Source organism: Sphingobium sp. FW305-3-2-15-F-TSA7, assembly GCF_058787155.1.
Genome location: NZ_JBYSZM010000050.1, coordinates 28,113 through 40,692, shown reverse-complemented (window position 1 = coordinate 40,692; position 12,580 = coordinate 28,113). Strand labels below are relative to the sequence as shown.

The following is a 12,580-nucleotide window of genomic DNA, read 5'->3' as shown; positions in this document are numbered from 1 at the left end:
CCGGCGGGGGCATTTGCGCGCTTGCCGTACCACCCAGCATCGCCGCGCCCAGGATCATCCGCCGCATTGCCCCTCTCCCTATTCGAGCCTGCCCTCATGCAAGCGCACCACCCGGTCCATGCGGGCGGCCAGACGCTCATTGTGCGTGGCAACCAGCGCCGCCGAACCCTCGCCACGGACAAGCGCCAGGAATTCCGCGAACACCACCTCCGCCGTGGCTTCGTCCAGATTGCCGGTCGGCTCGTCCGCCAGCACCAGCGCCGGCCGGTTGGCCAGCGCACGCGCTACCGCGACACGTTGCTGCTCGCCGCCCGACAATTGGCTCGGCCGGTGAGTCAGGCGGTGGCCCAGCCCCAGCGACGTCAGCAACGCCTTTGCCCGCACCTGCGCATCCGCGGTCTCGGCGCCGTGAATCAATTGCGGCAGCACGACATTCTCGGTCGCGTCGAAATCGGGCAGCAGATGGTGGAATTGATAGACGAAACCCAGCGCGTCACGCCGCAATGTCGTCCGTCCATCGGCATCGAGCCGCGACGCTTCCTCACCCTTGATCTGGATCGAGCCCTCAAAGCCGCCTTCGAGCAGACCGACCGCCTGGAGCAGAGTCGACTTGCCGGATCCCGACGGCCCGAGCAGCGCGACGATCTCGCCCGGCGAGACATGCAGGTCGATGCCGCGCAGGACCTCGATCGTCACATCACCCTGGACGAAGCTGCGGCGCAGGCCCTGCGTGGCGAGAATGTCACTCATAGCGCAGCACCTGTACCGGATCGGTGCTCGCCGCCTTGAACGCGGGATAGAGCGTCGCGAGGAAACTGAAGAGCAAGGCCATCGCACAGATGCCGATCACCTCGAACGGATCGGTCTTGGACGGCAGCTCGGTCAGGAAACGGATCGAGGGGTCCCACAGATTCTGCCCGGTCACGAACTGGATGAAATTCACCACCGACTGGCGGAAGAACAGGAAGATGAAGCCGAGCACGATCCCGGCAATTATGCCGAGCGATGCGATCGTCACGCCCACGGTCACGAAGATCTTGATCAGCCCGCGCCGCGTCGCCCCCATCGTCCGCAGGATCGCGATATCGCGGTTCTTGGCGCGCACCAGCATGATCAGCGACGACAGGATGTTGAAGACCGCGACCAGGATGATGATCGAAAGCACGACGAACATCGCGACCCGCTCGACCGCCAGCGCTTCGAAAAGCTGGGAATTCATCGTCCGCCAGTCGGAAACGACCGCCCTGCCCGCCACTTTCTGTCCGAGCGGCGCCAGGATCTGGCCGACGCGGTCGGGATCGACCGTCTCGACCTCGATCATGCCCACCTGATCGCCCATCAGCAGCAGCAACTGGGCATTCTCCATCGGCATGATCACGAACGCCTTGTCGTAATCATAGACGCCCACCTCGAAGATCGCGGCGACGCGATAGGCGACGATGCGCGGCACCGATCCGAACGGTGTCGTCTGCCCCTGCGGGCTGATCAGGCTGATCTGGCTGCCGACCTGGACGCCGAGCTGCTCGGCCAGTCGCGCACCGATCGCGACATTGTCGTTGCCCGGCTGCAATTCGCGCAGATTGCCGCGCAATACGTTGCCGGCGATGATCGGATTGCCGTTGATGTCGGGCAGCGTCATGCCACGGACGATCACGCCTTCGACCCGCCCCTCCGAGCTCGCCATCAACGGCTGCTCGATCAGCGGCGTGGCGGCGACGACACCCGGCGTGCGTTTCGCTTCGGCCAGCACGTTGCGCCAGTCGGGCAGCCGCCCGCCATAGCCCTGGACGACGGCATGGCCGTTCAAACCGACGATCTTGTCGAACAGTTCGGCACGGAAACCGTTCATCACACTCATCACGATGATCAGTGCGGCAACGCCGAGCATCACCGCGAACAGGCTGATCCCGGCGACGAGGAAGATGAACCCCTCGCCCTTTCCTGGAAGCAGATAGCGTTTTGCGATCATCCGCTCGTAGCGGGAAAGGATCATTCGGCTGGATCCTGATAGGTCGACGGCATAATGTCCGTCTAGGCATGGGCGACGGTGCTGGCAACCGGAACTGCCGTGTTGCCAAATGACAACAGCATCGACTCAATCGTTCAGCCCTATCGATTCCCTTCATGACAAGGCGATGACGTTTGCGTAGCGTTAATGTGCTGAACGCAGGCAAAGGCCGTGGTTCGGGGAGTGGGCTTCGCCCGGCGATGACGATGAAGGGACCGGCATCGCCAGCGTGCTGAAGTCAAATCCAAGGGGGCTGACGAGCATTCGTCACGCGGGTGCCCGGATCGGAAACGGTCCGGGCACTTGCCGTTTCAGGCCATTGCTCATCCTCTTGAAACCCGCGACGCCCCTCCTAACTCACTCATATCCGGTGCCGATCCGGGCCGGATGCCCCGAAGTGCCGCCATGGCGGGCTTCGTGCGCTCGAAAATGCTCAATGGAGATTTTTGACATGAGGACCTTTGATTTCACCCCCTATCGCCGTTCCACCGTCGGTTTCGATCGGCTGTTCGATCTGCTCGAGAATAATGCGCGCCAGGCGCAGGGCGACAATTACCCGCCCTTCGACCTCGAGCGCCGCGGCGAGGACCGGTATCGCATCACGCTCGCCGTCGCCGGCTTCAAACGCGACGAGATCGAGATCACCGCGCAGCAGAATCTGTTGCTCGTCACGGGCAAGAAGGACGCATCCGAGCAGGATCGCAGCCAGTTCCTGCATATCGGCATCGCCAATCGCAGCTTCGAACGCCGTTTCGAGCTGGCCGACTTCGTCCGCGTCGAGGATGCGAATCTGGCCGATGGCCTGCTGACCATCGACCTGCTGCGCGAGATTCCCGAAGCGATGAAACCGCAGAAGATCGCGATCGGCGCCGCGCCGGCGATCGACAGCGCCGCCGTCGAGTCCATCGAGGACGCCCGCAAGGCCGCCTGATCGCGAAAACCTGTCATCCAAAGCGCCCGGGCCGACGCCGGCCCGGGCGTATTTCCGGGTGGCGGGTTCCCCAATTCGAAAAAGAAAGGAGCAGCCGGACACAAACGCGTCCGGCTGCCCAAAAGCACCTCGGATTGCCACCGATGCGGAAAGGTGCGGCCCGGGTCGCAAATAGGCCACGTTTCCGGTCAATCGGCTGTTTCGGCGATCTCCGATAACAGGGTGCTATCCAGAATCTTGATCCGGCCGCCGTCGAGCGCGATCACGCCCGAATCCGACCAGGCGCCGAGCTGACGATTGATCTGCTCGCGCGACATGCCTGCGAACATACCCAGTTCGCCCTGGCTGAGATCGAGGCGCAACCGCCCGTCTGTCGAGCCATCCAGGGTGAGCCGGCGCAGGAAGCGCGCAAGCCGCGGACCGGAGGTGAAGGCGCGGTCGCTTTCGATCGTGCTGTTGGCCTGGCGCAGCCGCCGGGCGAGTTCGCGCAGGATCCGCAGGCCCATGCCACTATGCTGGGCGATGATCGCCTCGAATGCGGCGCGCGAGAGTTTGAGGCCCTGAACCGGCTCGAGCGCGGTCACCGTCGCGGTGCGCTCACCGCCGTCGAGCAGCGCGATCTCGCCGATCACCGAACCGGGTTCGGCATAATCGAGAATGATCTCACGGCCGTTGCTCGACACCATCGAGATGCGCGCCGTGCCGGTCAGCAGGATGACGAGCGAATCCCCCTCGTCGCCCTGACGCATGATCTCCTTGCCCTTGGTATAGGCCTGGAGCGTTCCGTGCAGGATGATCGCGGCAAGCTCTTCTTCGCTGCATGACGCGAAAAGCGAATGCTCGGGCAGCAAGGCGGCGAGTTGTTCGGGTTTCATGTGCGTTCCCTTCCGGCGTGGATGCTTTCCGATTCGCCGTCCGCACCCGGATGACGCATCCGGCGCGATCAGGGTGTGACGGCGGTCACAGGTGACGAAAGACCTTCGATTTCGACATGTGCGCTGATAGACTGATGCACATGGGCGACGTCATCAACCTGAGATCCGCACGCAAGGCCAAGGCCCGCGCGACGGCCGCGACGCAGGCCGCCGCGAACCGCGCGAAATTCGGGCGTACCAAGGCGGAAAAGACGGCGGACGCGCAGGAAAAGAACCGCGCCGAGCGGCTGCTCGACGGCGCAAGACGCGAAGACTGAGGTCGGCCCGCCGGACCGGTAGATCAGACCAGGCGCGACTGTTTCAGCGCGGCCTCGATGAAGCTCGCGAACAGCGGATGCGGCGCGAAGGGCTTGCTCTTGAGCTCTGGATGGAACTGCACGCCGACGAACCAGGGATGATCGGGCCGCTCGACGATCTCCGGCAGCGCGCCGTCCGGCGACATGCCCGAAAAGACCAGACCGCCCTTTTCCAGCGGATCGCGGTAATGGACGTTCACTTCGTAGCGGTGACGATGGCGCTCGCTGATCTCGGATGTGCCGTAGATGCTTGCGACATGGCTGTTGCCCGTAAGCATCGCGGGATAGGCGCCGAGCCGCATCGTGCCGCCCAGATCACCGCCTGCCTCGCGCTTCTGCAGGCCCTCGGCAGTCATCCATTCGGTGATCAGGCCGACCACAGGCTCGTCGGTCGGGCCGAATTCGGTGGTCGATGCCGCGGCGATGCCCGCGGTGTTCCGCGCGCCTTCGATGCAGGCCATCTGCATGCCCAGGCAGATCCCGAAAAAGGGCACGTTCTTTTCGCGCGCGAAGCGGACGCTGGCGATCTTGCCTTCCGATCCGCGCTCGCCGAAGCCGCCGGGCACGAGGATCGCGTGCATCGGCTCGAGCATCGCGGCGATATCGCCCTCGCTCTGTTCGAACAGCTCGGCGTCGAGCCACTTGATGTTGACCTTCACCCGGTTGGCGATGCCGCCATGGACGAGTGCTTCGTTGAGCGACTTATAGGCGTCCGCCAGGCCGACATATTTGCCGACGACGCCGATCGTGACCTCTCCCTCCGGATTGTGGAGCCGGTCCATGATATCGTCCCAGCGCGCGAGATTGGGATTTTCGCCCGGATCGATCGCGAAGGCCGACAAGACCGCATGGTCCAGTCCTTCGGCATGATATTGCAGCGGCACGCCGTAGATGCTGCTCGCGTCGAGCGCGGGAATGACAGCTTCGATCGGCACGTTGCAGAACAAGGCGATCTTGGCGCGCTCGCCTTCGGGCAGCGGCCGTTCGCAGCGGCAGACCAGCACGTCGGGCTGGATGCCGAGCGCGGTCAGGTCGCGCACGCTGTGCTGGGTCGGCTTGGTCTTCAGCTCGCCCGCGGCCGCGATGTACGGCACCAGCGTGACATGGACGAAGATCGAGTTCAGCCGACCAAGATCGGCGCGGAGCTGGCGAATCGCCTCCATGAACGGCAGCGATTCGATGTCGCCCACGGTGCCGCCGATCTCGCACAGCACGAAATCGACATCGTCGGTCTCGTTGCGCGCGAATTCCTTGATCGCGTCGGTGACGTGCGGGATCACCTGGACGGTGGCACCCAGATAGTCGCCGCGCCGCTCCTTGGCGATGATCTGCTGATAGATCCGGCCTGAGGTGACATTGTCCGACTGACGGCCTGGAACGCCGGTGAAGCGCTCATAATGGCCGAGATCGAGGTCGGTTTCCGCCCCGTCGTCGGTCACATAGACTTCGCCATGCTGATAGGGCGACATCGTCCCAGGATCGACGTTCAGATAGGGATCGAACTTGCGAATACGGACCTTGTAGCCGCGCGCCTGGAGGAGGGCGGCAAGGCTTGCCGCCATGAGACCCTTGCCAAGCGAGGAGACCACGCCGCCGGTGATGAAAATGAACCGCGCCATGGGAGAAAAGGCTTAGCCTCGGTTATGCGTTGACGGCAAGCGCGCGAATCCGATCCCGGCGCAAAAAAGCGCCGAGGTCGGACGAACGCGAACGATTTCAGTTGCTTGGCGCGGAGCCGTTGCTGGCCGGCGGCGCGACCGGAACGACGGCCGGCGGCGTGACACGCGCCGGCGCCGGAGTCGCCACATTGGCGGCAGGTGGCGGCGTATTGCGCGAGACCGGATCGGTCGAGCGCGGCGCGGGCCGTGCGGGCCGCGTTTCGGCAGGCGTCGCGGCGGCCGGAGCAGGCGCCGGCGTTGCGGCGGCGCCGGCAAGCGGATCGGTCGGCGCAGGCGCCGGCACCGCGGCATTGTCGACCGGCGCAACCTGGCCGGCGGGCGCCGCGGGCTGACGGGCGAGCGAGGTATCGATATCCCCGCCGTTCGAGCGCATCGACGCCAAAGTCGCGAGCAGGATGCACATCGCCACGAACAAGGCCGCGAGGATGGTGGTCGCCCGCGTCAGGAAATCGGCGGCGCCGCGCGCGGACATCAGGCCCGACGGACTACCGCCCATGCCGAGGCCACCGCCCTCCGAGCGCTGCATGAGAATCACCGTCACGAGCGCGGCGGCGATGATGGCGTGGAGAACGAGCAGGAAGGTAAACATGGATGTGTGCCGAACCGTCAGGAAGTCGAAAGCGCGCCTGTAGCCCCTGGAGGGCCGCAGTTCAACTTATAGCGCAGCCGCGGCGATGATCGGCTCGAAATCGGCGGCCTTGAGGCTGGCCCCGCCGACCAGCGCGCCATCGACATCGGCCACCGCCATCAGCTCCGCGGCATTGGAAGGCTTGACCGAGCCGCCGTAGAGAATGCGCACCGCGGCCCCCTCCTCGCCGAGCAGATCGCCCAGGCTGGCGCGGATCGCCGCGTGCATTTCCGCGACATCGGCGGTCGACGGCGTGCGGCCGGTGCCGATCGCCCAGACGGGTTCGTAGGCGACGACCAAAGTCGCGCCGGTGCCGATCGGGGGAATCGAGCCCTGAAGCTGACCGCGGACGACGTCGAGCGCCCTGCCCGCGTCGCGCTCCGCCTCGGTCTCACCCACGCACAGGATCGCGACCAGCCCGGCGGCGATCGCGGCCTCGGCCTTGGCGCGGACCTCCGCGTCGGTTTCATGCTGGTCGGTGCGGCGCTCGCTATGGCCGACGATGACGAAATGCGCGCCGGCGTCCCTGAGCATCGCGGCGGAGATGCAGCCGGTATGCGCGCCCGATGCGGCGGCATGGCAATCCTGCGCACCGATGGCGAGGCCGGGCGCACGTTCGGTCGCGGGCACGATCAGCGTGAAGGGCGGGCAGATCGCGACATCGACGCCGGGATGCGCGTCCGCAGCGGCATCGATCATATCGAGCTCGCTCAGCGCGGCGCGGTCGCCATTCATCTTCCAATTGCCGGCCACCAGCTTGCGCAACGCCACGATAGTCTCCTTTGTCGGTTCGCGGGGCGCCATATCGCCGATGCCTTGCCGTGGAAAGCGCCTCGCTCTAATGCGTCCGCTTACATCCCCGCATTAGCGAAGAGCCCCCAGCGCATGATCACCTTCCTCCGCTCTATCTTCAATTCGAAGCTCGGGCTGGCGATCAGCTTCATCTTCATCGCGCTGGTCGGCATCGCCTTCGCGGCGGGCGACATCACCGGATCGTCGAGCTTCGGCGGCGGCAGCGGCGTGCTCAGCGGCGGATCGACCATCGCCGAGGTCGGCAATCGCGATATCGATTCGGTCGAAGTGAAGCAGCGCGTCGACAATCGCATCGACATCGAGCGCCAGCAGCAGCCCACGCTCGACATGGCCAATTTCATCGCCGGCGGCGGATTCGAAGCCACGCTGGAACAGATCATCAACGTCGCCGCGCTCGAGAAATTCGGCCATGACCAGGGCATCCGGGTCAGCAAGCGGCTGGTCGACGGCGAGATCGCCAGCATCCCCGCCTTTTTCGGCCCGACCGGCGTGTTCGATCGCAACACTTTCCTCCAGGTGATCGGCCAGCGCCGGATCAACGAGGCGCAGCTGCGCGGCGACATCGCCACCGACCTGCTGACCCGCCAGTTGCTGGTGCCCGTATCGGGCGCGGCGCGGATGCCCGCGGGCGTCGCGCGTCCCTATGCGGCGCTGTCGCTCGAATCGCGCAACGGCGTGGTCGGGCTGATCCCCTCCAGCGCGATGCCCAAGGGCGCCGCGCCGAGCGATCAGGAGATCGCCGCCTATTACAGCCGCAATGTCGCGCGCTACACGGTGCCCGAGCGCCGCGTGATCCGTTACGCGCCGTTCGGCCTGTCGACGCTCGGCGGCAAGGTGGTGCCGAACGAGGCCGACATCGCCAAATATTACAAGGACAACGCGGCCCGTTATGCCGCGAGCGAGACACGCGACCTGTCGCAGGTGATCCTGCAGGACCAGAAAGCCGCGCAGGCCTTCGAAGCGAAGGTGAAGGCGGGCATGAGCTTTGCCGACGCCGCGAAACAGGCCGGGCTGGAGCCGGTGGCGCTCAAGGCGCAGACCGCCGCCGCCTATACCAAGCTGAGCTCCCCCGCGATCGCCGCCGCCGCATTCGCGCTGCCGCAGGGCGGCGTCGCGCCGCTGCAGCGCTCCGGGCTCGGCTGGCACGTCGTGCGCGTCGATACGATCACCTCGATCCCGGCCAAGCCGCTTGCCGCGGTGCGCGGCGAGATCCTGGAAGCGGTGAAGGTCGAGAAGCAGGCCGCCACCCTCGCCGACCTGGCCGCCAAGGTGCAGGAACAGGTCGATGCCGGATCGACCTTCGACGAAGTGGTGAAGGCGAACGGCCTGATCCCGGTGACCACGCCGCCGATCACCGCGACCGGCGCCAATCCCGACGATCCCGCAATGCAGCCCGATCCGCGCTTCGCACGCTTCATCGAGCCGATGTTCGAAGCGCAGACCGATGACGATCCGGCGGTCGAGACCGTCGTACCCGACCGCGAGTTCGCGCTGGCGAAGCTCGATCGCATCATCGCCGCGGCACCGCGTCCGCTGGCGCAGATCAAGGCGCAGGTCGTCGCCGAGTTCGAGCGCGACCGGGCCGCAAAGCAGGCGCGCACGATCGCCGATGCGGTGATCGCCAAAGTCGCCAAGGGCGTTCCGCTGGCGCAGGCGCTGCGCGAGACCGGCGTCACCCTGCCCGCGCCGCAACCGATCGGCGGCCGTCGCCGCGATCTGGCCCAGGGCGGCCAGCGCGTGCCGCCGCCGCTGGCGCTGATGTTCTCGATGAAGGAGAAATCGGCGAAGCGGCTCGAAGCGCCGGCCAATCAGGGCTGGTACATCGTCTGGCTCGACAAGATCATACCGGGCGACGTGAAGAGCGAACCCAATCTGATCCCGCAGCTCCAGGCCGAATTCAGCCGGCTGGTCGGCGAGGAATATGCCGCGCAATTCACCGGCGCGATCAAGGCCGAGACCGGCGTCAAGCGCAATCCGGGGGCGGAAGCCAAGCTGAAGCGCGAGCTTTCCGGCGCCGGGAGCCAGTGAGCGCGCAGGCACGCGCGGCGCTCGAATCAGGCCGCCCCGGCCTGATCTGGCGCCGCCAGATCGCGGACACCGACACCCCGGTTTCGGCGGCGCTCAAGCTGTTCGAACCGGGCCGCGGCGATTTCCTGCTCGAATCGGTGCAGGGCGGCGAGACGCGCGGCCGCCACAGCCTGATCGGGCTGGCGCCCGACCTCGTCTTCCGCGCCGATGGCGACGGCGCCGAGATCAACCGGCTGTGGCAGACCGATCGCGAGGCGTTCGAGCCCGCGGGCGCAGGCACGCTCGATGCGATGCGCACGCTGGTCGCCGCATGCCGGATGGACATGCCCGCCGAACTGCCCGGCGCGCTCGCCTGCCTGGTCGGCTATTTCGCCTATGAGACGATCGGGCTGGTCGAGCGCCTGCCCCGCCCCGAGGCCGATCCGCTTTCGCTGCCCGACATGATCTTCGTCCGCCCGACGGTGATCCTGGTGTTCGACCGGCTGACCGACGAGTTGTTCCTGGTGGCGCCGGTCTGGCCCGACGCCCCGGGATCGATCGACCGCAAGATCGCGGATGCCGAGGACCGGATCGGCGCGACCGCCGCGAAACTGGCCCAGCCGCTTCCCTCGACGCGGGCCGAACCCGCCGGCGCGGCAGGCACCTCGTCCGTGGACGAGATCGCACTGGTCCCGACGCTTGCGCCCGGCCGCTATGCCGAGATGGTCGCGCGCGCCAAGGATTATATCGCGGCGGGCGATATCTTTCAGGTGGTGCTGGCGCAGCGCTTCACCACGCCCTTCGCGCAGCCGCCCTTCGACCTGTATCGCGCGCTGCGGCGGATCAACCCCTCCCCCTTCCTCTATTATCTCGACATGCCCGGTTTCGCGCTGATCGGATCCTCGCCCGAGATCCTGGTGCGCGCGCGCGACGGTGAAGTGACGATCCGGCCGATCGCGGGCACGCGGCCGCGCGGCAAGACCGCCGCCGAGGATGCCGAGAACCGCGCCAGCCTGCTCGCTGATCCCAAGGAACGCGCCGAGCATCTGATGCTGCTCGACCTGGGCCGCAACGATGTCGGCCGCGTCGCCGAGGCGGGCAGCGTGACGGTGACCGACAGCTACACCGTCGAATTCTACAGCCATGTCATGCACATCGTCTCGAACGTGGTCGGCCGGCTCGATCCGGCGAAGGACGCGCTCGACGCGCTGTTCGCGGGTTTCCCGGCGGGCACGGTCAGCGGCGCGCCCAAGGTGCGCGCATGCGAGATCATCGCCGAGCTGGAGAGTGAACGGCGCGGCGCCTATGCCGGCGGCGTCGGCTATTTCTCGCCCGACGGATCGATGGATTCGTGCATCGTGCTGCGCACCGCGGTGGTGAAGGACGGCATGATGCACGTCCAGGCCGGCGCGGGCATCGTCGCGGATTCGGACCCCGCCTATGAACAGCGCGAATGCGAGGCCAAGGCCGGCGCGCTGCTGGCCGCCGCGCGCGAAGCGACGCGGATCGCGAACGAGGCGGGTTTCGGGCAATAAGTCGTTAGAGCCTGATCCAGCTAGATTAACTCATCTTCATTTCCGCGAACGCGGGGACACCTATGATGGAAACTTCTGGGCCGGAAACGGACTGGCAGGTTTCGGACGCCGCGGCCAGCATAGCCGACATTCAGGAGCCAGCTTTTTAAACTGGCGGCTTCCGACCAAAATACATCGTTCGACAGTCGCAACGCGAACGGCTGCTTTTGCCAAAACTCTCCGTGCGACAGACGTGGACCCGCTAGGCAGTTGCTACCATTTAACCGGTCATGAGTGAAGGTAACTGGATGTGCAGAAGCGGGCTTTCACCTCATGGGCAATACCATTTCGCCACCACCGGCGTTCGTGACAGGCACTGTGATCGGCCTCGCCGGCTTGATCGGCATCAGCGGCATCGTTTTGCTCGCACCCGGGTCTTATTCAAGCGACCGCGCGCGTGATGCGCTGCAAGCTCCGTCGGACCCCTTGTTGTGATCCGTGGACGAGCAACCGGTTAGCTGAGCGCACATCAAAAATCAAAAGGAAGCTCTTGAAACCCCTTTTCAACGACCTAATTTTTTAATGCCGGACGCCGAAACCGGTCCGGTTGGACATCGAGAGCGCCGGCTCTCTCCGGCGTATCTCATGCCCGAATTGCTTCATTTGGAGGATTTGGAAATGAGAACCAACTTTGACTTTACGCCTTATCGGCGTTCCTCGGTCGGCTTCGACCGTCTGTTCGATCTGCTCGAGACCGGGACGCGCGGCGATGGCAGCGACGGTTATCCGCCCTTCGACATCGAACGCCAGGGTGAAGACAGCTACCGCATCACGCTGGCGGTGGCGGGTTTCCGCCCTGAAGATGTCGAGGTCGTCGCCCAGCAGAACCAGCTCATCGTCATCGGCAAGCGTGCCGAGGATAAGGATGAGGGGCAGTATCTGCACCGCGGCATCGCGACGCGGCCGTTCGAGCGACGCTTCCAGCTCGCCGATTTCATCGAGGTCGGTGCGGCAAGCTTTGACAATGGCTTGCTGAGCATCGCGCTGAAACGCGTCGTGCCCGAGGCGATGAAGCCCCGCAAGATCGAAATCAGCGGCGGAGCCAACGACCGCCTGGAGGCGCCCTCGGGCGAGAACCGACAGGCGGCCTGATTCCGGTCGACGGGCTCACCGCCCTTGTCGGCGGCAGGCCCTTCTTCCCACTCTCTAGCCAGAAAGGAGATGCTATCATGGCTATTCGTGATTTGATCCCCTGGAGCCGGCAGGAGAACCGGCTCCCCGTCCCGGTCAGCGCCGAGCGCGATCGGGCCGATCATCCGCTGCTGTCGCTTCACCGCGAGGTGAATCGGCTGTTCGAAGATGTGTTCCGCGGCTTCGGCGCACCGTCATTGGGCGGCTTCGACCGCGGTTTCGCTTGGCCCAATCTGGAGCTTGGCGAGACCGACAAGGAAGTGCGCATCACCGCCGAACTGCCCGGGCTCGACGAGAAGGACGTCGACATCACCCTCGAGGAGGGCGTGCTGACCCTGCGCGGCGAGAAGAAGGCCGAGGTCGAGGACAAGGACCGCGGCTACACCGAGCGCAGCTATGGCCGCTTCGAGCGCCGGATCGGGCTTCCGCGCGGAATCGAGCGGGACAAGGCGAACGCGACGTTCAGGAACGGCGTGCTCACCATCACCCTGCCGAAGTCGGAGGCGGCGAACGAAAACCTTCGCCGCATCCCGATCAATGCACAGGCCGCTTGACCGGCGGGCCCGGGACCTCGGTCC

The 12,580-nt window shown here is 65.7% G+C and carries 11 protein-coding genes and 1 pseudogene; 6 read left to right on the top strand and 6 right to left on the bottom strand.

The features are described from left to right. Positions 1-78: 78 nt before the first annotated feature. Together AC3WN8_RS27975 and AC3WN8_RS27970 are read right to left on the bottom strand one after the other, a co-directional pair. On the bottom strand, positions 79-750 hold the full coding sequence (locus AC3WN8_RS27975; protein ID WP_492672800.1) for an ABC transporter ATP-binding protein: 672 nt from the start codon (positions 748-750) through the stop codon (positions 79-81). After that, positions 743-1,993 (bottom strand): lipoprotein-releasing ABC transporter permease subunit, encoded by a 1,251-nt coding sequence (locus AC3WN8_RS27970; protein WP_492672799.1) that lies wholly within the window; start codon positions 1,991-1,993, stop codon positions 743-745. The genes AC3WN8_RS27975 and AC3WN8_RS27970 overlap by 8 nt, the downstream gene beginning before the upstream one ends. Before the next feature lie 466 nt (positions 1,994-2,459). Here AC3WN8_RS27970 and AC3WN8_RS27965 point away from each other — a divergent pair, with 466 nt between their 5' ends. Beyond that, complete coding sequence (locus AC3WN8_RS27965) at positions 2,460-2,939, top strand: Hsp20 family protein (RefSeq protein WP_492672798.1); 480 nt, start codon at positions 2,460-2,462, stop codon at positions 2,937-2,939. A 188-nt stretch (positions 2,940-3,127) separates the two neighbouring features. Here the strand turns inward: AC3WN8_RS27965 and AC3WN8_RS27960 are convergent, their stop codons facing one another. Beyond that, positions 3,128-3,814 carry a Crp/Fnr family transcriptional regulator gene (locus AC3WN8_RS27960; RefSeq protein ID WP_492672797.1) on the bottom strand — a complete coding sequence of 229 codons (687 nt, stop codon included), beginning with the start codon at positions 3,812-3,814 and terminating at the stop codon, positions 3,128-3,130. Positions 3,815-3,954: 140 nt separating this feature from the next. Between AC3WN8_RS27960 and AC3WN8_RS27955 the strand changes: the two genes are divergently transcribed. Further along, positions 3,955-4,131, top strand: a complete 177-nt coding sequence (locus tag AC3WN8_RS27955; protein ID WP_492672802.1) for a DUF4169 family protein — start codon at positions 3,955-3,957, stop codon at positions 4,129-4,131. Between the two features lie 23 nt (positions 4,132-4,154). Here AC3WN8_RS27955 and pyrG read toward each other — a convergent pair whose 3' ends face one another. The 3 genes and pseudogenes from pyrG to tpiA form a co-directional block, all read right to left on the bottom strand. Next, entirely contained in the window at positions 4,155-5,789 is a 1,635-nt protein-coding gene (gene pyrG / locus AC3WN8_RS27950) for a CTP synthase (RefSeq protein ID WP_492672796.1), read from the bottom strand. Between the two features lie 277 nt (positions 5,790-6,066). Continuing rightward, positions 6,067-6,438: pseudogene (secG, locus tag AC3WN8_RS27945) on the bottom strand (preprotein translocase subunit SecG); the annotation flags it as partial. A 66-nt stretch (positions 6,439-6,504) separates the two neighbouring features. After that, complete coding sequence (gene tpiA, locus AC3WN8_RS27940; RefSeq protein WP_492672795.1) at positions 6,505-7,248, bottom strand: triose-phosphate isomerase; 744 nt, start codon at positions 7,246-7,248, stop codon at positions 6,505-6,507. Between the two features lie 114 nt (positions 7,249-7,362). Between tpiA and AC3WN8_RS27935 the strand changes: the two genes are divergently transcribed. The 4 genes from AC3WN8_RS27935 (at position 7,363) to AC3WN8_RS27920 (ending at position 12,556) form a co-directional block, all read left to right on the top strand. Next, a complete protein-coding gene (locus AC3WN8_RS27935) occupies positions 7,363-9,318 on the top strand; it encodes a SurA N-terminal domain-containing protein (RefSeq protein WP_492672794.1) in 1,956 nt (651 codons plus the stop codon). Beyond that, the gene (gene trpE / locus AC3WN8_RS27930) at positions 9,315-10,832 is read left to right on the top strand and encodes an anthranilate synthase component I (RefSeq protein WP_492672793.1); all 1,518 of its coding nucleotides are present in this window, start codon (positions 9,315-9,317) and stop codon (positions 10,830-10,832) included. The genes AC3WN8_RS27935 and trpE overlap by 4 nt, the downstream gene beginning before the upstream one ends. Positions 10,833-11,489: 657 nt before the next feature. Beyond that, positions 11,490-11,963 carry an Hsp20 family protein gene (locus AC3WN8_RS27925; RefSeq protein WP_492672801.1) on the top strand — a complete coding sequence of 158 codons (474 nt, stop codon included), beginning with the start codon at positions 11,490-11,492 and terminating at the stop codon, positions 11,961-11,963. Positions 11,964-12,040: 77 nt separating this feature from the next. Then, a complete protein-coding gene (locus AC3WN8_RS27920) occupies positions 12,041-12,556 on the top strand; it encodes an Hsp20/alpha crystallin family protein (protein WP_492672792.1) in 516 nt (171 codons plus the stop codon). Positions 12,557-12,580 lie beyond the last annotated feature (24 nt).